This is a genomic window from Bifidobacterium sp. ESL0784 (assembly GCF_029433295.1).
GTDB lineage: Bacteria > Actinomycetota > Actinomycetes > Actinomycetales > Bifidobacteriaceae > Bifidobacterium.
The window spans coordinates 1-23,114 of record NZ_JAQTHV010000001.1; the positions used below are offsets into that span (position 1 = coordinate 1).

Here is a 23,114-nt window from a genome sequence, read left to right on the forward strand (position 1 = left end):
AGGACTGGGCCGCCGACGGCGACCACAACAACATCACCCTCGGCATCAACGGCGTGCTCGCCCGCATCCCCAACCTGGCCACCCTCGACGCCACCGGCTGGGACCTCTCCAAGACCGGCGCCCCCGGCAACTACAACGGCCGCGACACCATCGGCGCCTGGTTCTCCAACCTCACGAACCTCACCACCCTCAACGCCACCGACTGGAAGTTCGCCGCCACGACCGGCGCCAGCAGGGGCACCAGCGCCCAAGGCCTCCTGAGCGGCACCAAGCTCGCCAGCGTCGACGTCACCGGCTGGAAGACCGCCAACGTCACCGACCTCAGCAACCTCTTCCGCAACACCGGCGGCACCAACGACACCACCAACCTCGCCACCATCACCGGCCTCGACACCTGGGACACCCACAGCGCCACCACCATGAACGGCATGTTCCAGGACCAGACCAAACTCACCACCCTCGACCTGCACACCTGGGACACCCACAGCCTGACCAACACCAACAGCATGTTCGCCGGCTGCACCGGCCTCACCAGCCTCGACCTGTTGGGCTGGGACACCAGAAGTGTCACCACCTACGACAGCATGACCAACATGATGCCAGAGGCGCTGCGCGTGCTCGTACTGGGGCCGAACACCAAGCTTAAGAACGCCAACGCGTTCAATCTGGTGCAAGCCCCGTCATGGAAGCGACTGAGCGGCTACGGCGTCAACGCCTCGGTGACCGACACCTTCCCGACCAAGGCCGCCCTGTCGGCGCGCGTGGCCGCGAACCCGCAGGGTGTGTACGTCGACGCCACCCTCTCCGGCCTGCAGATCGAGGTGGACGCCAACGGCGGCAACACCGACTTCCAACCTGCCCTGACCAACACGACCGACGGCCCCGGCGATGCAACGGTACCGATGGCCACTGTACTGACCAACAACAAAGCAGCCAGCCTGTTCAAAGGGTGGTACGACGATGAAGGCAATCCTGTTACCGAAGGCACCGTGATCCACCTCGCCCAAGGCCAATACACGCCATGCCGCATCATGGTCGTGCATGCGCAATGGAAGACCTCCAAGCCATTCATTGGCGACGCGGCCACACACGTGGCCGGCAATGGCGACGCGACATTCGATGTAACCGCCACGGGGGCAACAACCCTGACCAGTGGCACGGACAGTACCAACCCCACCCATAGTTGGACCTGCATGGACAACACCTGCACGGTGATCGGGAACCCGGTTGCATATCTGGAAGCCACGCCCGGCGCACAATATACGCTGACGGCAACGTCCCCGGGCTTTATCGACCCGATCACGCAGAACCCCGTGGCTGGCGGCACCACCGTCAAGCACGGCTACTTGGAATACGCGAAGGCCACGTTCGACGGCAACGGCGCAACCGTGGACGTGCCCGCCGCCATCAGCGCGTTCGCCGACTCCTCAACCCACCAGACCGTCGTGAAGATTCCAAGGGACACCATCCCCACCAAGGGCGACTACGACGTGTTCGCCGGTTGGTCCACCAGCAGCAGCGCCACGCAGGCGGACGACACCTACAATCCTGGCAAGCCTCTGCCAGGCACCACCGAGGCTGACAAGAGCACCACCCTCTACGCCGTATGGCACACGCTCGCCAAGCCCACCATCACTGCCATCCGTGAGCCTGCCAAGGGCAACAAAGTCGCAGTGACTGCCACCAGTAAGCCATTGGCCGCCGGCGACACCATCCGCTACTGCATCAGCCCCTCCGCTGTTGCTGGCGGCAGCTTCCCTGCCACTTGCTGGAATGACACGGTTCCCGCCGGCTCTTGGAACGGCACCACAGACTACAAATCCAGCCATATAATCGACAAGGACGATATGCCATCTGCCGGCCACTATGATCTGACGGCCACTATCACGACCAGCGATACATGGAGACTGCCAGCCAACAGCACCATCAGCAACACCGGTAGCATCACGAATCTCTGGGTCATGGGACCCGGCTTCGTCGACCTGCCCTTGACAGGAAGCAGGTCGTGGCGGTTCGTCATACTACTGGTTGCCGCTCTTGTCATCGTCCTCACCCTTCTTGCAGCAGTCACCGATCTGCGCAACCGGAAGCGTCAGGCCGACCACCACAGATAGCCACACGTGGGGCGGCACAACGTTCAATAGACCATGCCGCCCCATGGCCCCAGCAGGCATTCCGGGTACGCATTCGGCATCAAGCAAATCCGCAAACCCCCAATCGCAGCCGCATAAAGCAGCACACACGTCAATCACTCCACAATGAAGAAATTGCACGGATTAAGGCGAATATTGCAACTCGTTTGCGGTTTCGCGTAAGATGGTGTCTGATAAGAAAGGGGCTACGATGAGCGTTTTTGATCGTTTTGAGAAAAGCGTTGAGGGAGCCGTGAACGGTGTCTTCTCGAAATTCGGCTCGAAAGACCTTCAACCAGTTGATCTCTCAAGCGCGCTTGAACGCGAAATCGATAACGAGGCCATGCCGGTCGGACGCGACCGCACCGTCGCCCCGAACGAATACCGCTTCAAGCTGAGCACACCTGATTTCGACCGCATCGAGCAATGGGGCAGTGAAACGCTTGCCAACGAACTTGCAGACAACCTCACCCAATACGCCAAAAGCCAGCATTACGCCTTCGTCGGCCCCGTCGTGGTCATTTTCGAAGAGGATCTCGACTTAAGCAAGGGCAACTTCAAGCTCACTTCGGAATCCGTGCAAGGCAACGCCGTCCCGGTGACCACCGAAAACCAGTCGCAAGACAGCCCGATGCTCGAGATCAACGGCAACCAATACCTGCTGACCAAAGAGAAGACCATCGTCGGCCGCGGCTCCGGCTGCGACATCGTCATCGACGACCCCGGTATCTCGCGCAACCACCTCGAAATCGATATCACGCCGAACGGCACCATCGCCCGCGATCTGGGTTCCACCAACGGAACCTACGTGGAAGGCCACCAAGTTCCGGCAGCGACCTTGCTCGACGGCAACACCATCACCATCGGCCATACCCGCATCCTCTATTGGGCTTCACCGCAGGATCAGGACTAACGGCCAGACGCCAGGTACATCCTTTATGATCACCGAACTTACCTTTGCGATTCTCAAGTACGGGTTTCTCGCCCTGCTCTGGGTTTTCGTATGGCTTGCCGTCCGTTCGCTCAAACGCGACGTCGAGACGCTGAGCCCGCACAAATCGTGGTCGCACCGCAAGAGTGCCCGCCGCGCGCGCAAGGCAGCCGAATCCAACCCGATGCCGGCCATGGCCAACGCGCCTGTGGCGACCTCGCATCGCGGAAACCCCGGTATGCAGATGGGCAACGCCGGCGGAGCGGGCACCAACGCAAAACCCACGCTCCTGACGATCATCGACGGTCCTCTTGCCGGCTCTTCCGTCCCGTTGAGCAGCGGCACCATCACCCTCGGCCGTTCCAGTTCCAACACCGTGGTCCTCGACGACGAATTCGTCTCCTCCCAGCATGCCCGCGTCTATGCTGACCCTGCTTCGGGCTCGTGGGCCATCGAAGACCTCGGCAGCACGAACGGGACCATCGTCAATCACCGTCGCATTACTTCGCCGGTAGTTCTGCCCGCGCGCGTCCCCGTGCGCATCGGCGCCACAACGTTCGAATTGAGGTGACCGCCATATGCCAGATACCTCAAATCCTTCAAACTCCCAAGCACAGCGCCCTTCAGAAGAGGATTACTCCATACAGCGTCCTTCAACACAGCATCTTTCAATCAATCAGGATAATTCCGATTCCACGATGCCGCCTTCAATTCCTGTGACCCGACCCAGCGGTAACGGTAACAGCGACAGAAATGCCGAAAGCACGCCGAACACGCAACACATCGTCGTCAATCCGGAAGCGAGCACAGGAGAGATTGCTCAAGTCGGTCCGTCGGCCACAGACCAGGTCGCCGGAACCAACAACCAACAGCTTTTCCTTTATTCCACCACCGTTTCCGACGTGGGCACGGTACGCAGCAATAACCAGGATTCGTCGTTCGCCGGCGAGCGTCTCATCGCCATCTGCGACGGCATGGGCGGCCATGCGGGCGGAGACACCGCCTCCACCATCGCCATCCGCTCCCTTGCCCATATCGAGCAGAGCGACGTCAAAAGCGACGTGGCCTCCATCGCCTCGATGATGGAAACCAGCGTGATGGCCGCGCACGACGCCATCGTCGGCAAGGCCAAACGCGAGCGCGGTCTGGCCGGCATGGGCACCACGGTGACGGCCGTCGCCCTCGTTTCGGGACATTGGGTTATCACCCATATCGGCGATTCGCGCGCCTACCTGCTGCGTGACGGCAAGATCCGCCGTATGACGCAGGACCACAGCTACGTTCAGCACCTGATCGACACCGGACGTATCAGCGAAGCCGAGGCCCGCAACCATCCGCAACGCAACGTGGTCATGCGCGTTTTGGGCGATTTCGATATCGACCCGCATCCCGATATCGCGATATTGACCGCGAAGCCCACCGACCGCTGGCTGCTTTGTTCCGACGGCCTTTCCGGTGTGCTGGAAGACGGCACACTCGAGACCATGCTCGCCACGGTTTCCGACGAAGAGGAATGCGCCCAGCAGCTCGTTGCGATGGCGCTGAAGGCCGGGAGTACCGACAACGTCACGGCGGTCATCGCCGACGCCACGCTCGCGCTCGACGCCGATTCCTTCGACCTGCCCCACCAAACCCCGCTTATCGGCGGCGCAGCGAGTTCGAATCTTGAAGCCATCGCCGACATCATCAAAGAACCGGTCGCCTCCTCCCCCGTTTTGCGGCTCGGCAAGCAGTCCCCTGCACAACGTGCGGCCGCTTTGACACACAGCGGATACGATGACACCGATGACAATAACGGCGACGCCGAAGGCGCTGAAGACCAATACCCTCCGAACGCTCAAAACTCGGTTTCCGCCGATACCGACACTTCCCGCGGGACCGGCCACAAGCCTTCCGCCGCAGACGCTCAAGGTGACCAATCCGCTGAAAAGACCCATCATCATAGGAGCAGGCGTCTCGACGATGCCTCTCAAGTCGGCGCCGAAGGCGATAACGGTAATATCGTCCACGTCGCGCAGCCCTCGGCCGTCCGAGACGAAAATGATGACAAAGGCAACATGGACACCGGTGAAATCCCCGTGGTCAAGAAAAAGAACGGCCGCGTTTCCGCCGATCCCAACGATCCGGAAGTGGCCCGTGCCATCCGCCGCGAACATTTGCGCGAACGCAAGGAAGAACGACGCAAGCGCAATCGAGGCCGTATAGCGGTGATCCTCGCTTTTGTGATTGCGCTATGCGCATTACTCGGCGTAGGGTTCAGCGCGTATCGCTGGAGCCAGACGAAGTATTACATTGGTACCAGTGAGGGGGCCGTTGCCATTTACCAAGGCGTCAATACCAATATCTTCGGCTGGGCACTTTCCCACAAGGTCGAATCCACCAACATCGAAACCGACGAACTGCCGCAATCCTGGAACGACGAACTCAACCAAGGCATCACCGTGGACTCGTTCGAAGAGGCTGAAAGCCACGTTGCGATCATCAAGAAAGAAGCCAAAAACCTCGACAAGTCCAAGAGCAAGGACGCCCCCTGGCCTTGGTCAACCGAAGCTTCCGGTAGTTCCGAATCAAGCGGATCCACATCCAGCAGCCCCGGCCCCGACGCAACGCCGGCAACGATAGAAGACACGCCTCAGAAGGCGGCGAGCGCATGATTGCCACTCGTTTCCGTCAAATTGGTCTGCTGCTGTTCGCCATCGCGATCAGCGGCATCGCCTTTTTCCAGCTCTTTGCACGCGTCTACAACGGCTTCCCGGCCAACCTCGTCACAGTCCTCGTGGTAGTGGCGATACTGTTCATCGTGCTATGGGCGCTGCTGCTGAAATTCCAGCCCTACGCCAGCCAGGAAATCCTGCCGTGCGTAATGCTGCTGACGGCAATCGGCACCATGATGATCGCCCGCATCGATTACGCGAAAAACACGTCTGTAGCCTACCGCCAGCTGATTTGGGCCTGCGTGGCATTGGTGCTGACCTGCATTTTCATCATCGCTCTACGCGATTACCGCGTATTACGTCGATTTTCGTACGTGAGCATGGTCGTCGGTCTGGTACTGCTGCTCTCCCCCATGATTCCGGGCCTCGGCAAGGAAATCGGCGGCGCCCGCATCTGGATCGGATTCGGCTCGCACACCTTGCAGCCTGGTGAATTCGCCAAGCTGTTCCTCGCCTTCTTCTTCGCCGCCTACCTCTTCAACCACCGCGACCAGCTCGCGGTCGGAGGCAAGAAAGTCGCCGGCCTGCAGCTTCCCCGCATGCGTGACATGGGCCCGTTGATTCTGGTCTGGTTCGCCTCCATCGGCGTTTTGGTCGTTCAGCACGACCTTGGCACCTCGCTGATGTTCTTCGCTATGTTCGTCTCGATGCTATACGTGGCCACCGGACGCGGCAGCTGGCTCATCATCGGCGGCATCGCCTTCGTTGTCGCAGCGGTATTCTCGGTCAAGGTCTTCGCGCACGTCGGCTATCGCGTCGACGGCTGGCTGCATCCCTTCGACGCTGCCGTCTATAACCGCCGATACGGCAGTTCATACCAGCTGGTCACCGGCCTCTTCGGCTTGGCTTCCGGCGGCTTGCTCGGCACCGGCATCGGGCAAGGGCACCCGGGGCTGACCCCTTTGGGCAATTCCGATTTCATCTATTCCTCGCTTGGCGAGGAACTCGGTTTGACCGGCCTGATGGCGATTCTGATGCTTTACCTGATCATCATCACCTCCGGCCTGCTCACAGCCATGAAAATCAAGGACGGTTTCGGCAAGCTTCTGGCCTCCGGCCTCGTTTTCACCATGGCGTTCCAGGTATTCACCGTGGTCGGCGGCCTGACGCTGGTCATTCCGATGACGGGGCTGACCATGCCGTATATGGCAGCCGGCGGTTCGTCGCTGGTTGCCAATTATCTGCTTGCCGCGCTTCTGATCGTCATTTCCAACGAGGCCAACAAACCGGAACCCGAGGGAGAACTTTCCAACACGATGCAATACGAGGCGATGGAAGCCCTCAACAAACGCAATGCGCAGAAAAAGCGCAGCGAAGCCAAACATTCTCATTCTTCGCCGGCCATCCAGACCTCAACGTTCCCAGTCGCTTCCGTCCGTGCGAACGGGGCGACAAAACAGTCGGCAGACCAGGCCTCCGAGCAGCCAAGATCGGCTTCGTCATCGGCGGCATCGCAACAATCCCCCGGATCCAATGTCATATCGACACCGACGGAAACCCAGGATTCCGACATTGCCAAACCCGCGAATCCCGGCGGTTTTGACGATGATCCGGGAATCCAAAACCTGAGCTTTGACGACTTGATGGGAGGCACACGATGAACAAATACCTCCGTCAGCTTTTCACCGCTGTGGTCGTCCTCTTCGCGATTTTAGGACTTTCGAGCACCATGATCACAGCTATCAGTGCCAACAAGCTCAACAACGATCCTCGAAACCAGCGCGGCCTCTATCACGAATTCAACGCCCCGCGCGGCTCGATTCTTGCCTCCGACGGCACGGTGATGGCCAAATCCGACCCGGTCAATGACCCGTTTGCCTACCAACGCACATACTCCAACGGCCCGCTATACGCGCCCATAACCGGCTATTTCTCCATCAGCCAGCGCGCCGACCGCGGCATCGAGGACTCGCGCAACAAGCTTTTGACCGGCGAATCCAACCAGCTGTTCTGGCAGCAGTTCAAGTCACTGTTCACCGGCTCGGCCAACAAGGGCGCTTCCATCGAAACCTCCATCGACCCGAAGCTGCAGGCCAAGGCCTACGAGCAAATGGGCAACAAAAGCGGTTCCGTGGTGGTTCTCGAGCCGAAGACCAACCGTATCCTGGCGATGGTTTCCACCCCAAGTTACGACCCGAACGTGCTCGCCAGCCACGATACGACGAAGGTCAATCAGGCTTATTCGCATCTCACCAGCGACAAAGCGAACCCGATGCTCAACCGGGCGGTTTCCGAGCTCTACCCGCCTGGGTCCAGCTTCAAGACGGTCGTGGCCACGGCCGCGCTGGAAAGCGGCAAATACCAGCTGGATACGCGCATTCCGGCCGGCGTAAGCTATACGTTGCCCAATACCAATACGAAACTGACCAATCAGGGCAGCGCTGCAAATGGCGGCGCCGACGGCCAGATTACGTTCGAGGACGCGTTGGCCTATTCGTCCAATACCGCTTTCGCCCAGCTCGGTGGCACGCTTGGTGCGCAGACCATCCAGGACACGGCCAAGAAATTCGGCTTCGGCTCCTCGATTCCCATCGACGGCTCCAATTCGACCGGTGACCCCATGCAGGCCATCGCCTCGAAATTCCCGGACAACCCAACCCCCGATCGCCTTGCGCTGGCATCCATCGGTCAGGGCGATACCCAGGAGACCCCGTTGCAAAACGCCATGATCGCCTCGGCCATCGCCAACGGTGGCACGCTGATGCGCCCGACGCTGGTCGACCGCGTACGTTCCAGCGATCTGACGGTGATTTCGCAGACCAACCCGAGCGTGATGAGCCAGCCGATGAGCAAGGATACGGCCAACAAACTCACCGAGATGATGAAGGCCGTCATCACCAAGGAGAACCCACAGCTCGCGATTCCCGGGGTCTCCATCGCGGCCAAAACCGGCACCGCACAAATCGGTGTGGGCAACCAGAGCAACGACGGCTGGATCATGGGCTTCGCACCTGCGGATGACCCGAAAATCGCGGTCGCCGTGGTCGTTCATAATACAGATAGGGCAGGCAGTGACGCGGCAGGACCAATCATGAAGGCGATAATGAGGGAGGCACTGGGCAAATGAAGCTCGTTGAAGGTCAACTGATTCACAATCGGTACCGCCTCGATCGCCGGCTCGCACAAGGCGGAATGGGCGAGGTCTGGAAGGGCTACGATATCCAGCTGGGACGCGTCGTCGCCATCAAGGCGTTGCGCGGAGACCTCACCGACGTGGAGGCCAAGCGGCGCAGGCTGCGCATCGAAGCGCATAATTCCGCCGATCTGGCCCACCCGAATATCGCTGCATTGTTCGATTATTACGAGCACGACGGCATCGGCTTCTTGATTATGGAGTTCGTCGACAGCGAGTCGCTGGCTGACCTGTACCGTGAAAAAGGCGCGATGGATCCGCTTGAACTGCTGCCGATCCTGGTGCAGGTGGCACGCGGCCTTTACGTCGCACATTCCCATGGTGTAATACACCGCGATGTGAAACCCGCCAATATCATGGTCTCCAAAGACGGCCAGGTCAAGATCACCGATTTCGGTGTCTCCTATTCCACCAACCAAGCACAGATCACGCAGGACGGCATGGTCGTGGGCACCGCACAATACATTTCTCCTGAGCAGGCGCAGGGCAAGAAGGCGACGCCACAGTCCGACATCTACTCGCTGGGAGTGGTGGCTTACGAAGGTTTGTGCGGGCACCGTCCGTTTACCGGCGCAACCCCCGTTGATATCGCCGCCGCGCATGTCAATGACGCGGTGCCGCCCCTACCGGACACCGTCGACGTGCAGCTGGCCCAGTTCGTCATGTCGATGCTTGCCAAAGACCCGCGCGACAGGCCGAAGGACGCGCTGGTCGTCTCCCGCACGCTTTCACATATCGAACGTCGCCTTTTCGATCAGGAAGCATCGTTCAGTGAGACCACGATGGTCTCCCGCGACGGACGCATCGCGCGCCGCGTGGTCAGCGCCCCGTATGCTTCCGACGGTTCGGTATCGGGCCGCCCTGCCGTCACACCGAAGCACGAACCGCCGGTCTCGGAAAACGGCGACAACGAAGGCCGGGCCGTTGAAAGCAAAGTCAACAACGACATTGCAGACCCTGAAATAGATGACAACACTTTGGGCAGCGAAACCCGCAATGCCATCATCAGTGACACCGCGAACGTTGAAGAAAACAGCGAAAACGGCAATCAGGTTGAGACGCAGACCGACGATGTCAGCAAAGTCGACGAAAGCGATGTCTCCAATGGCAACGCTTCGAATGCCGCTTCCACAAGCGATGTCGCTGAGGCGACCAGTCAGAATTCATCCGGCGAAACCGGCAACGCTACCGAAACCGAAGCCAGCGAAGCCGACGACGATGTCAATGAAGAATTTTCACCGGCCGCACGGGCAGCGATACAGACGATGACGCAGACGCTGCAGGCGATTACGAACTATCAGATTCCAGCCATAAAGACCGATGGTAGCGTACCTGTCGATGACAAGCCGCCTCAATCACCTCCACGAACCGAAACTGCAAACGCGGATACAGACGCGAGCGCCAGCGGCGAACCGATTTCCTCATCTATAACTTCAGACACCAATAAAACGAATCCTGACCGCGAAACCGTCAAGAAACCCGCCGTCATCGATTCGCCAAAATCCTCTTCAGACGCTGCCGGGAACGGCATTCTGGCCACCGAAGCCAATGACCGGGCAGCGAACACTGAAAACCGGAAGGAGCAGCAATGAGCACCAATATGCCAACATCACTGGCGGATGGCCGTTATCAGCTGGGGCAACTAATAGGACGCGGCGGCATGGCCGAGGTCCATATCGCCCAAGACACCCGTCTGGGACGCGTTGTCGCGGTGAAGATCATGCGCTCCGACCTCGCCAACGACGATATCTTCCTCAAGCGGTTCGCGCGTGAAGCGCACTCTGTCGCGCAGATGAACAACATCAACATCGTCAACATCTACGATTCCGGCGAAGAGACCATTACCACCGAAGACGGCAACACCGAACGCGTGCCGTACATCGTCATGGAGTACGTCAAGGGCCAGACCCTGCGCGACATCATCAAGGCGAACGGGCCGTTGAGCCAGCGCGACGCCGAACAAGTGATGCTGGGCGTGCTGAACGCGCTCGACTATTCGCATCGGATGGGCATCATCCACCGCGACATCAAGCCCGGCAACATCATGATCAGCGAGCAGGGCATGGTCAAGGTCATGGACTTCGGCATCGCCCGCGCGCTCGACGATTCCGTGGCCACGATGACTCAGTCGCAGGGTGTGGTCGGCACCGCGCAATACCTTTCTCCCGAGCAGGCCCGCGGCGAAACCGTCGACATGCGTTCCGACCTCTATTCCGCCGGCTGCGTGCTCTACGAAATGCTCACCGGACGCGCTCCGTTCACCGGCGATTCGGCCGTGGCCATCGCCTACCAGCACGTTTCGGAAGTCGCCACACCGCCCAGCGCCATCGTACCGGGCTTGCCCAAGATGTGGGACCAGATCTGCGCCAAGGCCATGGCCAAGGATCGGCAGAACCGTTACGCTACAGCCGCCGAGTTCCGTAACGATATCCTCACCTATATGAACGGCGGCATCCCGGTGGCGGCGGCGTTTAACCCGCTCACGGACCTCGCCAATATGAAGGAGCGCAAGCAGGCCGAGCAAACGGCGGCTACCGAGGCGATGAACCCCGTCGAAACCACCGCGACGCAGGCCTTCGACCCCCTGACAGGCACTTACGGCAACGGGGCGGCCGGCGAACTTTCGCAAGGCGGCAATACCGCGTTGAAGTCCCGTGCCGAAAAGGCCGCGGAAGAGAAGGCGAAAAAGAAAAAGAAGATCATCATCGGCTCGGTCATCGGTGCCGTCGTCGCCATTCTCGCCATCACGGGCATCGTTTTCGGCGTCACCCACATGAAGAAGGCCGAAATGGTCACCGTTCCCGCCTTCAATTCCACCACCACCCAGGCCCGCGCCGAGGAACAGCTCGATGAAGTGGGGCTCAAGATGAAGGTGGAGCAGGATACCGATTCGAGCGAGCCCAAGGGCACGTTTACCAAGCAGAATCCTGCAGGCAACGCCAAAGCTCCAAAGGGATCGACCGTCAAGGTCTGGTTCTCCGCCGGCCCGCAGGCCGGTCAGGTGCCGGATGTCAAAGGCAAATCGGTGGATGACGCCAGGGCTGTTCTCAAAAAGGCAGGTTTCAAGGTGTCTCCGGCCACCCAGACCGAAGACAGCTCCGACGTGCCCCAAGGCATGGTCACACGCACCGACCCCGGCGCCGGAACGGCCACCGACAAGGGCATATCGCTGATGCTTTATGTCTCCTCCGGCATCGCCAAGGTGCCAGACGTCGCCGGCCAGCAGCAGGATCAGGCGCTCAACCAGCTCAAGGCGTTCACGGTCATCGTCCAGCAGGAGACTTCCGACAACGTGGCCCAAGGCCTCGTCACCCGTACCGACCCCGCCGCCGGTGCCAGCCTCGCCCAACGCAGCAACATCACGGTCTACGTCTCCTCCGGCAAGCCGAAGGTGAGCGTGCCTAACGTCGATACCAGCGGTAAGTCAACGGTGGCGCAAGTCAGGGAACAGCTCAAAGCCGCCGGATTCAACGTCAATCCCGGTGAAGGGAATGATGACCTGATGGTCATCGGCATCTCTCCGACCGCAGGATCGCAAGCCACCAAGGGCGACACCATCACCCTGAGCACGCAGGCCCCGGCCCAGCAACCCGCCCCCAGCACCGGCAACTCCTCGGGGACCGGCAATGCTGGCGGCAACGGCCAAACCGGAGGTGCCAGCAAGCAATAGTTACAGATCCGGGTATCACCAGAAGACCAGCAGCTGACGAGATTGAGCTGACAGTCGCTCTGAATTAATGTAATGGCCTTTCCTGAAACGTGATGATTTCAGGAAAGGCCATTCTTATGCTTACCGTGCTTATACCGTACTTACCTGTGCTTAACCCTGTGTTTAACCGTGTTCAGCTGGCATTTACCGGTGCATACCGGCGTTTAACCGGCATTTACCGGGATTCATCAGTGCGTACCGACATTCAGTGCTTTGGACCAGTACGTGTCTGACTGATGTGCTTGGGATGAGCAGGCACTTCGCCCATAGGCGGCAGGCCACGGCGATCCGGGCGGTGAGGCAGCAGACGCCAACGAGGAATCGGGGTGCCATCGTAGTGCCACGGCGGCGGCACCAGCAACCGATAGTTACGGGTCAGGCAAATAGCTATGCCCAATATCAGCGTACCGGCGGCAGCAAACCCTGCCACCAATCTGGCGTCAGGACGATCGCTCAATTCGGGCACGTCTTTGGGGATATTGCCGCGCTCTGCGGTGATAACCAACCGCTGTGTATTAACGCCGTAAGGCGTGCAAGTCATCAACGTGAGATAATCTTTCCCCGGTACAACCTTATAAAGATGGACATCATCAGGACTGACCACGTTGATATCGATGACTTTGTAGCCCATAGTTCGGTTCAACGTCTGAATGTAAATGCTGTCGCCCTCATTCAGCTCATCAAGCCTAGTAAAAAGCGTCGCTTCGGGCAAGCCGCGGTGGCCGGTAAGGACCGAGTTGGTTGACTTCCCTCCGACTGGCAGACTCGAGCCATGAAGATGCCCGACGCCATCATTCAGTGTCTTGGCCGACGTTCCGTGATAAATGGGCAATCTCAATGAAATCGCAGGGATTCGAACGGTTCCCATTACTCCGTTACTTGACTTCAGCATGGATTGATACTGCTTGTCCGAAGCCGAAGAAGTATCGTCATTGATATCGTTCTGGAACGGATCGACAAGCTCGCCTAATGTGAATTGCCCTGATTTATAAATCCCGTCATTATAAATCTGGGCATCCTTGTATTCCTTGATGGTACGCCCGCGAGGCCATTTCGCCATTTCCCTTGCTGCATTGATGGAGGCAATCGACTCTTGGCGTGCATGCACCGCACGATTGAGCGGCACCCACAGCACTAACGCAATAGTCAAAAGGACGAAGAAATCGTGAATCACCTCAATAAGTATGCGGGTAAAGAGTTGCTTCCAATGATGAACGGGACGTAATATTTCATCGAACTCAGGTGCGGAAAAACCTGTTTGAGGCGCACTCGACTTTTTAACGTCCAAGTCCTTGCTTTTATTTCCAGCACCCATGTCCCCAGTACCTATCGAATCATTCACAGTTATCAGTCAGCAACAACAAGTATTTCCAACTAAGTATACAAAGAGCGAGAGGCTCTCTTGGAGCATTGCTTCAAGAGAGCCTCTCCCTCACCTACTTAAGTAACCTCATTGATTCTTTCGATTCTCAGATGTTACTTGAGTAGAAACAGCACTTACTACTTTTGACTCCTCATCGCATTCTTGCGACGAAGCACCGAAGTACCGGCTGCAATCGCACCGCACACCACAACCAAGGCAGCGATGAGAATAACGCCAGCGCCACCAGTTAACGGAAGCTGTGCCAAGGAATCAACGTTAGCCACTGTCAGCGGCGCAGTGTTGTAATCAGTACCAGTCGGTGTAATGACGCCATCAACCGCAGTAGCAGTTACCAAGCCCCACAAACCAGCATCGGTAATCTTTGCCTTGACCTGCTTATCATGACTTGTGTCGTAGACAGGGTTAGGACCACCAATACCTGTATCTCCAGCGTCGTATCGTGCGTTCGCAACACTTAAAGTGAACTTCGGCTTCCCGGCCACCATGTGGTGATCGGTTGCATCACTCTTCTGCTCAATATCGTATGTTCCCTCGGGAACGTCCTTCAGCACCAACTTACCTACTGTAGGATTGGCACCTGTAGTGACCGTACCGACTGTGACTGTGTCAGTCGCACCGCTTACACCTTGAGCCGCAACACCATAGGATCCATCGCCATCACTGACGAAGTACAGCTTATCCGTTGTACCATGCTTGGTGACAGTGAAAGTCGCTCCGGCAAGCAAGGTGCCTTCAGAATCCCTCAAACGGTTCGACATGTCAATGGTGAACGAAGTGGCGTAATGATGGCCAGGATCGTTGCTGCCATGATCATGCCCAGTTTCTTCGTGGTCGCCACTGCTGCCAGGATCATTCGGATTGTTCGACCATTGCTCATCGATATTGTTCGCAGCACCAGTGCCATTGACCTTCATGGTGTAGTTGACGACAATGTCATCGTTAATCGTGTAGGTCATGATATCGAGGAATTTGAGCGTGAAGTTCGGAGTCTGGTTCGGGCCGGTCGTAACAGGGGCCTGATACAGAATACCTGTGGTGGGATTCGGTGGAGCTGCTCCGTCGACATCATCAACTGTAGTCAGTGTCTTCGAATCGCCGCCAACGGTTACCGTCATATCCGAACCGCCGGTAGTAGTGTGGTCAACAAGCTCCATGTTTGAAGGCTTATCAATGAGTTTGTACATATAAGAGCTGAAGCCCGTGTAGTTAGGTACCTTCGCCGTTACCTTATAGGTAAGAATGGAACCGATATGGATTCCGGAAGCGACTCCGTGGACTTCCGTACCGTCTACCTTCATTAATTCCTTGTCGACAGAAGGAATTTCAGCCTTTACTTCGACCGTGCCCAAATTGGTGTTTCCACCGGTGAACTTCTGAAGGTGGTTTGGTCCGACAGTGGAACCGACAATCATCGGAATGGACATGGCATTGGTACCGCCTGTTACATCCTCAATAAGGTAGATACCTTCTTTAATGCCTGTCAGCTTGTAAGTCTTGGATGTTGCATCCCAATCGGCAGCTTGCAGCTCCGGAGCATCATTCACAAAAGCCGACTTCAACGTGGCATTGGTCTGCAACCTTGTCGCGAACTTACGCAGCAAACCGGTTTTATGCATGTCTTTGGATTGCTCATCGTCGTTGGTTGCGCCCTCACTGGTATCCGTCTTCTCGTAGCCCAACCAATGCCGAGCAACATAGCCAATGGGGTTGGCCTTCTCGTCATCTGTCAGCTGATGCGAAGTTCCCGGGTTTGCCTCATCCAACACAGCCTGCACTTCAGTGGCCATAATAGGATTAATCTCTGTCGGGGTACCCGCTGCCACCGGATCGCCAGAGTAAGGGGTGACCTTATCAGCCGTTCCCTTGATTTCCACGCCTTCGATAGTGGTTTCAGGAGCTGAGGTAGTTCTCGTGGCGGCCTTCCCGTAATCCCCAATACGCAAAGCGTAGAAAACGGACCCGCCACCTTCGTCGTAGTATCCGCCATCACCCTTCTTGATGGTAATCTGGCCGTCGTCGCCACTTGTGGCAAGATCGGCAATGGTGTCGTCAGCGTTCGCTGTACCGACTCCGGTTATACCGAGAGCCAGCAACGTGGCAGCCGAGAGTACTATTCCCACCGCCGAACGTATCTGTTTCCCTAATTTCATGTTCTCGTATCCTTACTCTTTTGAGCAGCACAACAGATTTGGCTAACGATTTCAGAAGCAGCACTTCATTGACCGCTATACCAATTTCGTCCTTATTACGCGCCATTGGAACTGATAAGGAAATCCGCTGTGACTCCAACAACTATTCCAGCATATTCTTCTCATCCGTTACAAACGGTACATATACAACAAGGAGTTGTCTTACTTATTGTACACCTCTTCAGGACTTTCGTGAAATACAATACATATTTGTAAAAAAATACTGATTATCTCGACAGAAATACCTTATATACCTCGACATATCACAGCGAAATAGCAAAAGAATGAGCGCTTACAATAATATTTGTCACATTATCCTGTAGACTGGTGTCAGTATAGTCATACACTTTAACAGTGGCTGATGGTGTGCCCACTCAAAGAAGAAAGGAACGCGTATCGTGAAGCTACGCAAAATTTTCACTGGTGGTGTGGCGTTACTGGCCTCACTCGCCATAGGTGCTGCGCCGCAGATGGCAAGCGCATTGCCGCAGGTCAGCAGCCCGGTGCAAACGCAAGGTTCATCGTTGACCCGCGGCGGCCCACAGGTCGGGCCCCAAGATGTGCCGGCTTGCGTATCTCATGCAAAGAGCAAAATAATCCTGGGGGCCCTCGTACCCACACGTCAAAGGAATATCGCCTGGGAAGTAGCGGACGTCGGCGGACAATGTACCTTGAAGATCGAGCTTTGGAACTCGTCAAAGCCTAGCTGGAATAAATGGGCGCTGGCAACGCCTACCGTAGAAGATTCGAATCGTTATCCTTGGAAAACCGGTGTAAATCCAGATTCCATTCAGAAAGTCGTCATTGCGGATCCGATTGAAATGTCCGGCGATTTCAGCTATGTATTCCAATGGTTGCATAATGTCACGAGCATAGATTTTTCCAATGCCACCATAACCGGTCTGACTGGTACGGAATATATGTTCCGTGACGACTATTCATTGAAATCGATAGATCTCTCTGGGTTCGACACATCAGGCGTCACCAACATGGCGTCCATGTTCGAAGCCTGTAAAGACCTGCAAACCATCACGTTCGGCCCTGGATGGAGCACCGCACGTGTCACGGACATGAACAACATGTTCAACAACACATATTCCCTGGTTACCCCTGACTTCAGCACCTGGGACACCAGCCAGGTAACAGACATGAGCGGAATGTTCGCGGGAAGCTGGGTCTCGTCCCTTGATCTTTCCAATTTCAATACGAGCCAGCATCCGAACATGCAGCAAATGTTCGACGGCTGCACGAATCTGCAGAAACTCGACATCTCCGGTTTCGACACCACCGGAAGCAACATGATGTATATGTTCCGGGGATCCCCGATTCGCTTGCTGCGTCTAGGGCCGAATTCACAGGTCTCGTCCGGCAGCGGTTTGAAGCCCGGACCTTTCAATATGGTTCACAAGGATGCAACCGGCGCCCCAGCACCTACACCAGAACACTGGGAGTGGGAAGAGGACCCTACGCCTGGAACATGGAACAAGGAAGGAGCCGTCACTCCGGGTTTTGACCCAAGTAACGGCATTCCCGCTCCCTCGGCACCGGCATGGTACGGCAATCCGCCGAACATGAGCGTGAAATTCGACAAAAACACACCGGCAACCGTCACCGATATGCCCAGTGACCTGCCAACCCAAAGCAATTGCTGGCCAGACACGCCTTGCGGATTGTCAATTCCCACTACAGCGCCGCAACGAACTGGCTTTATCTTCAAGGGATGGACGGATGACGAAAATCCGGGCAAAACCTATCAACCGGGGGATTCCATCGATTTCAACTGGCATCGGTGGGACACCTGGAATGAATGGGTTGATCCAACGCCTGGCAATCCGCCTAAATCTGATAACAACGCCCTTCTCAAGGCACATTGGCTACCACGTGATGCCACCGAGCCACTCATCGACGGCATCACTGCCAGGCCGACTAGCGTTGACGGCAGCTACACCCCGGACGACACCATCACCGTTTCCGGCGCCGCTCCCGGCGCTGACCTCGGCACCGGCATCTCCGATCCGAACAGGGACACCATCGAAGTCGGCCTGATGAAGACTGCCGGCAGCACGTCCACCGCAAGTGGCGATGCCGTAAATGCCACTTCCGTAACGCTCGATGCCAGCGGCAACTGGACCGCAACGTTCCACGCTTCCGATTTCACCGATCTCAAGCTCGATAAAGTCGGAACCGGCACCGATTACTCGTTCCGGGCACGTCGTGTAAGCCATGATGGTACCAAGACGAATTACCAGTTCAAGCACAACAACAATCTCGATATTGTCGCTCCTGGCTTCGGCTCCGGCGCCGACAAGTTGGATTACAAGACACCTGCCGAGAACGGCGGCACGGGCATTGTTTCCGGAACCGTATATACCTCCGGCGACGGCAGCGCCAACGCACAGCCTGACCGCAACAAGCTGGCTTCGGAGGCCATCACTCTGAAATGGCTCGATTCCACTGGAGCGGCATTGTCCCTTCCCATCGACACCGCTACGACAGATGCGAACGGCAAGTTCACCATCAATTGGCCGGCCGGTGTTGTGGAAAATGACAAAGTCCAGGTAAGCATCCCTGCCGATGCTGCCGGCAACAGTTATTCCACGGTGCTGACGCTGAGCACCCGCGGCGCAGCGCCTCCAGAGGCACCTACCGGTGCCGCTGTGGTGACGCCTGTTCCGAAAATGACCGGTGTCAGCGGATCTAATCCGACCTTCGACCAAGACCTCAAAGTGACGGCCACGGTCAAGCACCAGACGGGCGACAACTCGACCCCGATCACCGTCACCGGAAAGATCGGCAGCGGCACGGCTGTGTCTGCTACCTCCGTCGTTTGGGATCCACCTACACCTGGTAGCGACGAAAAGACTGTAACGGCTACGTTCTCCGGTGCCGAACTCCGGGCGCTTGCCAATCTGGACACTGTCGGCAACGGCGCAACCTACACGTTCACCATTACCCACGTGAACTCCGACAATGATACGGCCGACGAAACCGTTGATAAGACCATTGATCTGGTAGCGCCTGGTTTCGACGGCGAGCAGTGGGAAGTCTACGAGCCCGGAACCGCCGACGGCGGCGCCCGCGGCGTGGTGAAGGGTAAGGTGAAGACTGCGTTCAACAGCAATACCCGTACCTCCAGCATCGCTGAAGGTGGCGTGTCCATTGAAGTGCAGTGGTGCGGCGATATCGCGTGCACCCCTGGGTCGGATGTGGCTGCTGCCACAACCGCCACTTCCGAGACCGGCGCGAGCGCAGGCAAGTTCAACGTGCTCTGGCCCTCTTCCGGAGTCAGCGGCAGTAACCTCAAGGCAGTAAACGTGAAGGTTACCGATAGCGATGGCAACACCTTCAGCCACAAGCAGATATTGACACGTCAGACTCCAGATGCTCCGGCTGATCTGGCGCTTCAGACACCGCTTGTACATGTGACCAACGGCACCTTGAGCGGTGATATCGTGCTCACGGGCACCGTTCCGCACCATGTCGCCAACGATGATGTCATCACCGCAACGGCGACCCGCGGCGGCGTGACCATCAACTCCTACGGGGTTACCTCCTGGAGCGGCAATAACTGGTCCGTCAAGTTCCACGCAACCGACTTCGCTAGCGGCACCGCTGATCCAATCGGCACAGGCAATGCATACACATTCACCGCATCGCGTAGCGTTTCCAGCGGAACGGCAGCCACCAAGGACCTTACCAACCAATCAGTCGATGAGGTAGCTCCTGCATTTGAACCTACGGGGACCACGCAATCCCGCGGTCATCTGGTCGGCACCGTCTGGTCTTCGGGCAACAGCTCCGTACAATCCAGCCGCACCAAGGAAACTGGTGTAACCCTTACGCTTACCTGGAAGGATAATGCCGGTACTACGCTCGGCACGTCAACCACGACTAGCGGCGCAGACGGGGCCGTGGACTTCGCCTTCCCGAGCGATACCTGGGCCGGACGCATCAGCCAGGTTGACGTTCAGGCGAAGGACACCGACACCAACGAATCCGGCACGGTCACTGTGCAGTTCGATTCGGAGGCACCCGACATCACCAATGTCGTAGTGCCGAAGATGACTAACGGTGCCGCTGCTGTCGGTGATATCGTCGTGCACGGCACCCTTCCTGACTATGCTGTAGGCGATGATGTCCACGTCGAAGTAGTGCGCGAAGATACCAGCTCGGTCGCAACACCAGTCAGTGGCACTGTAGCAACGTCAACTGCCGTCAACGGCTCCGCACGCACATGGACCGCCACCTTCCCGCAATCTGATTTCTCGGACACCGTGGGCAAAGGCAGCAACTTCACGTTCTATGCCTACCGCACTCGCTCGGGCCATGACTCGGCTTATGGCACGCCGAAGCCACAGGCCGTCGATATGATCGCGCCGACTCCTGGCGTCGCCACGCCGCAGCCGACCGGCAGCGTCACTGGAACGACGAGATCTGGCGGCTCCGTAGCTGTCGATGAAGGCGATGTCCTGCTGCACCTCACTTGGAAGAAGCACGATGGAACGCCACTTGGCACATCCACCACCGTGCGCAGCAATACGTCGGCACCTATCGGCAAGTTCACCGCGACGCCTCCAGACTACGCAGCTGCGGCAACCAAGGTCTCGGTCTACGCCGAGGATGCTGCCGGCAATACGTCCGCCGCGACCGATGTCGATTTCACCCTCACCTATGCGCCTACGATTACGTCGGTCACAGCTCCGAAGATGACCAATGGCGTGACTGTCACCAGCCGTGTCAAGGTCAGCGGAACGCTGCCGGGTTATACGTATGTCGATGGAGATGCGATTGAAGCTGTGGTGGTATCGGGATCGACTGCTGCCCCGACGCCGATGGGCGGAAGAAGCGCTGCCAGCGAGACCATTGAACCAGACGGCACATGGAGCGCCGAATTCAATCCGTCGGACCTGCCCGACAATGTCGGTTGCGGCCAAGACTTCACGTTCTACGCCCGCTTGACCCGTGACACCACCGATTCCGCCTACGCTGCCCCCAAGGCTCAGAAGGTCGATATGGTGGCTCCTGGCGTTGATGTCTCCAGCCTGCAACTGACAGCCAGCCTCTCCGGTGTCGAAGAGACGACCATGTATCCTTCAACGCACACCGGGCATCATCCCGAAAGCGGCGATACGATCATGATTCAGTGGATGAGGGGCAGTCATGTGCTCGCGACCGACAACGTAACCAGCGGGGTCAATGGCTCGTTCAGCGCCACCCCTCCTGCTGCTGCGGCGAGTGCCGATCAGGTAACCATGCAGTCCAAGGATGCCGTGGGCAACACCGCAAGCGTGCTCACCAAGTCCTTCGATCCCGATGCGCCTATCGTCGCTGACGTCGAAGCTCCGAAGATGATCAACGGCACGATGTCCGGCTCTGTCGTCACAGTAAAGGGCAATATCCCAGCACCTCACGCCAATGATGAGGTCCAGGTCGTAACCCTTCCCGCCGGCTCCTCCTCTGAAGTTCCGACTGAGGGAACCACCGCGAGCAATGTGACCATCAACAGGACCAACGGCGATTGGGAAGCGACATTCCCGGTTTCCGACTTCCCGGATTCCGTCGGCATCGGTCAGAACTTCGTCTTCCGTGCTCGCCGCAGTCTTGTGCAGCCTGGCACCACGAAGTATTCGGCCTTCGTCTTCACCGATACGCTGATTGATATGGTGGCTCCTCAAGCGCAATCACTCAGTTACACAACAGTCGGCCAGAACGGCGAGAACGGCGGCACGGTAACCGGTAAGGTCGTCTCATCCGCGAGCGCGAGCGCACAGCCCAACCGCAAGGTTGAAGGTGGAGCCACGGTGCAGCTGACTTGGCTGAATGCGGACGGCAAGCCGTTGCAGCATGCACAGTCGTTGCTGAAGAGCTTCACGGGCACATCCGCTACGACCAATGCCGACGGCACATTCACCGTCGCCTGGCCCGCGGACGTTCGTAGCGGCGATCAGGTTGAGATTCAGAGCCTTGATGTTGATGGTAATTCATCCACCAAGCAGATTCTGAAGCTCGGCACCTTCGTCACTCCGAAGCCCCAGCCTGCTGCGCAACCGGCACAGCCGAAGCCTGCCGCAAAGCCGCAAGGCGAGCTGGCGAACAGCGGCGCTGATGTGGCAATGATCGCACTCACCGCTGTGCTGTTGCTGGCCGCCGGTGGCGTAGGCTACCACTTCAGCCGCAAACACACGAACAATGAGGAGTAAAGTCCGGCCTTAATTCCGGTACAATAGCCGGAACCTGAAATTGGGATTCACCGATGTTTTGGTCGGTGAATCCCAATTTTTATATTCACCCACTTTTATTCAAAATCCCGGCGACGCGCGGCAGATGCTTGGCCGGGATTACTCATACAGCTCTCCGATTCCGTTGAACCCATCTATGTTCATTGGCTTACTGAGGTAGCGCTCAATGCACATATCTGAGATGCTGTATCGGCCTCTTCGGCTTCATCGTCATGTCGACCGGATAACCCGATAGACACAAGATCGACCAAGTCCGAAAACAATGAAAATAGAAATTACACCGCTGTAGTTTTCCACCGCTGTGGAAAATCTTGTGGATAACTTGGGCATTACCTGAGGAAAACTCACATACTTATCCACGACTATATACAGAATGCTTGTTTTTCCAACGATTATTCGATGTGGGATATGTGGATAACAGTTGTGCACATGACCATAAGCCACGGCAAAATACTGGATTCTATATCCAGTTATCCACACTTAGCCACCATACTTATTCACATTTGTGGGTAACTCTGCAGTCAACCATTTAGGTTTGCCTACTTCAGATATTTAATCCGGTCAACCTCAGCAACCTCAGGCCAACAAGCACAATTCTCTGCACACTCACCGTCAAAAACTGGACAAGCTAAGAAAACCCCGAGGACAACAAAAAAGCGTGTCTCCAGCAATCAGAAGACACG

The 23,114-nt window shown here is 57.4% G+C and carries 10 protein-coding genes and 1 pseudogene; 9 read left to right on the forward strand and 2 right to left on the reverse strand.

The genetic code is table 11. From position 1 onward, the window contains the following. The 8 genes and pseudogenes from PT279_RS00005 to pknB form a co-directional block, all read left to right on the forward strand. A partial coding sequence (locus tag PT279_RS00005) for a BspA family leucine-rich repeat surface protein (protein WP_277164259.1) occupies positions 1–2,114 on the forward strand: 2,114 nt, incomplete at its 5' end. 229 nt (positions 2,115–2,343) lie between these two features. Further along, complete coding sequence (locus PT279_RS00010) at positions 2,344–3,045, forward strand: DUF3662 and FHA domain-containing protein (RefSeq protein ID WP_277164261.1); 702 nt, start codon at positions 2,344–2,346, stop codon at positions 3,043–3,045. Between the two features lie 25 nt (positions 3,046–3,070). Continuing rightward, positions 3,071–3,634: an FHA domain-containing protein gene (locus PT279_RS00015; protein ID WP_277164262.1), complete on the forward strand. Its 564-nt coding sequence runs from the start codon at positions 3,071–3,073 to the stop codon at positions 3,632–3,634. A 7-nt stretch (positions 3,635–3,641) separates the two neighbouring features. Continuing rightward, a complete protein-coding gene (locus tag PT279_RS00020) occupies positions 3,642–5,717 on the forward strand; it encodes a PP2C family serine/threonine-protein phosphatase (protein WP_277164264.1) in 2,076 nt (691 codons plus the stop codon). Then, entirely contained in the window at positions 5,714–7,378 is a 1,665-nt protein-coding gene (locus tag PT279_RS00025) for an FtsW/RodA/SpoVE family cell cycle protein (protein ID WP_277164266.1), read from the forward strand. Before PT279_RS00020 ends, PT279_RS00025 begins: the two co-directional genes overlap by 4 nt. After that, on the forward strand, positions 7,375–8,844 hold the full coding sequence (locus PT279_RS00030; RefSeq protein ID WP_277164267.1) for a penicillin-binding protein 2: 1,470 nt from the start codon (positions 7,375–7,377) through the stop codon (positions 8,842–8,844). The genes PT279_RS00025 and PT279_RS00030 overlap by 4 nt, the downstream gene beginning before the upstream one ends. Continuing rightward, a pseudogene (locus PT279_RS00035) lies at positions 8,841–9,740 on the forward strand (serine/threonine-protein kinase); the annotation flags it as partial. The gene PT279_RS00030 and the pseudogene PT279_RS00035, both read left to right, overlap by 4 nt. A 758-nt stretch (positions 9,741–10,498) precedes the next feature. Continuing rightward, complete coding sequence (gene pknB / locus PT279_RS00040; RefSeq protein ID WP_277164269.1) at positions 10,499–12,580, forward strand: Stk1 family PASTA domain-containing Ser/Thr kinase; 2,082 nt, start codon at positions 10,499–10,501, stop codon at positions 12,578–12,580. Between the two features lie 244 nt (positions 12,581–12,824). Here the strand turns inward: pknB and PT279_RS00045 are convergent, their stop codons facing one another. Continuing rightward, positions 12,825–13,934, reverse strand: coding sequence for a class C sortase (locus tag PT279_RS00045; RefSeq protein WP_277164271.1), 1,110 nt, complete (start codon positions 13,932–13,934; stop codon positions 12,825–12,827). A gap of 185 nt (positions 13,935–14,119) precedes the next feature. Further along, entirely contained in the window at positions 14,120–16,153 is a 2,034-nt protein-coding gene (locus tag PT279_RS00050) for a hypothetical protein (protein ID WP_277164273.1), read from the reverse strand. A 437-nt stretch (positions 16,154–16,590) separates the two neighbouring features. On the opposite strand from PT279_RS00050, the gene PT279_RS00055 reads away from it, so the two are divergent. Next, positions 16,591–22,392: a BspA family leucine-rich repeat surface protein gene (locus tag PT279_RS00055; RefSeq protein WP_277164275.1), complete on the forward strand. Its 5,802-nt coding sequence runs from the start codon at positions 16,591–16,593 to the stop codon at positions 22,390–22,392. The last annotated feature ends 722 nt before the right edge of the window (positions 22,393–23,114 follow it).

What these genes read in the sequence shown, in the direction of transcription:
- PT279_RS00010 (WP_277164261.1), top strand. Translation starts at nt 2,344, where the DNA reads ATGAGCGTTTTTGATCGTTTTGAGAAAAGCGTTGAGGGAGCCGTGAAC.
- PT279_RS00015 (WP_277164262.1), top strand. Translation starts at nt 3,071, where the DNA reads ATGATCACCGAACTTACCTTTGCGATTCTCAAGTACGGGTTTCTCGCC.
- PT279_RS00020 (WP_277164264.1), top strand. Translation starts at nt 3,642, where the DNA reads ATGCCAGATACCTCAAATCCTTCAAACTCCCAAGCACAGCGCCCTTCA.
- PT279_RS00025 (WP_277164266.1), top strand. Translation starts at nt 5,714, where the DNA reads ATGATTGCCACTCGTTTCCGTCAAATTGGTCTGCTGCTGTTCGCCATC.
- PT279_RS00030 (WP_277164267.1), top strand. Translation starts at nt 7,375, where the DNA reads ATGAACAAATACCTCCGTCAGCTTTTCACCGCTGTGGTCGTCCTCTTC.
- pknB (WP_277164269.1), top strand. Translation starts at nt 10,499, where the DNA reads ATGAGCACCAATATGCCAACATCACTGGCGGATGGCCGTTATCAGCTG.
- PT279_RS00045 (WP_277164271.1), bottom strand. Translation starts at nt 13,934, where the DNA reads ATGGGTGCTGGAAATAAAAGCAAGGACTTGGACGTTAAAAAGTCGAGT.
- PT279_RS00050 (WP_277164273.1), bottom strand. Translation starts at nt 16,153, where the DNA reads ATGAAATTAGGGAAACAGATACGTTCGGCGGTGGGAATAGTACTCTCG.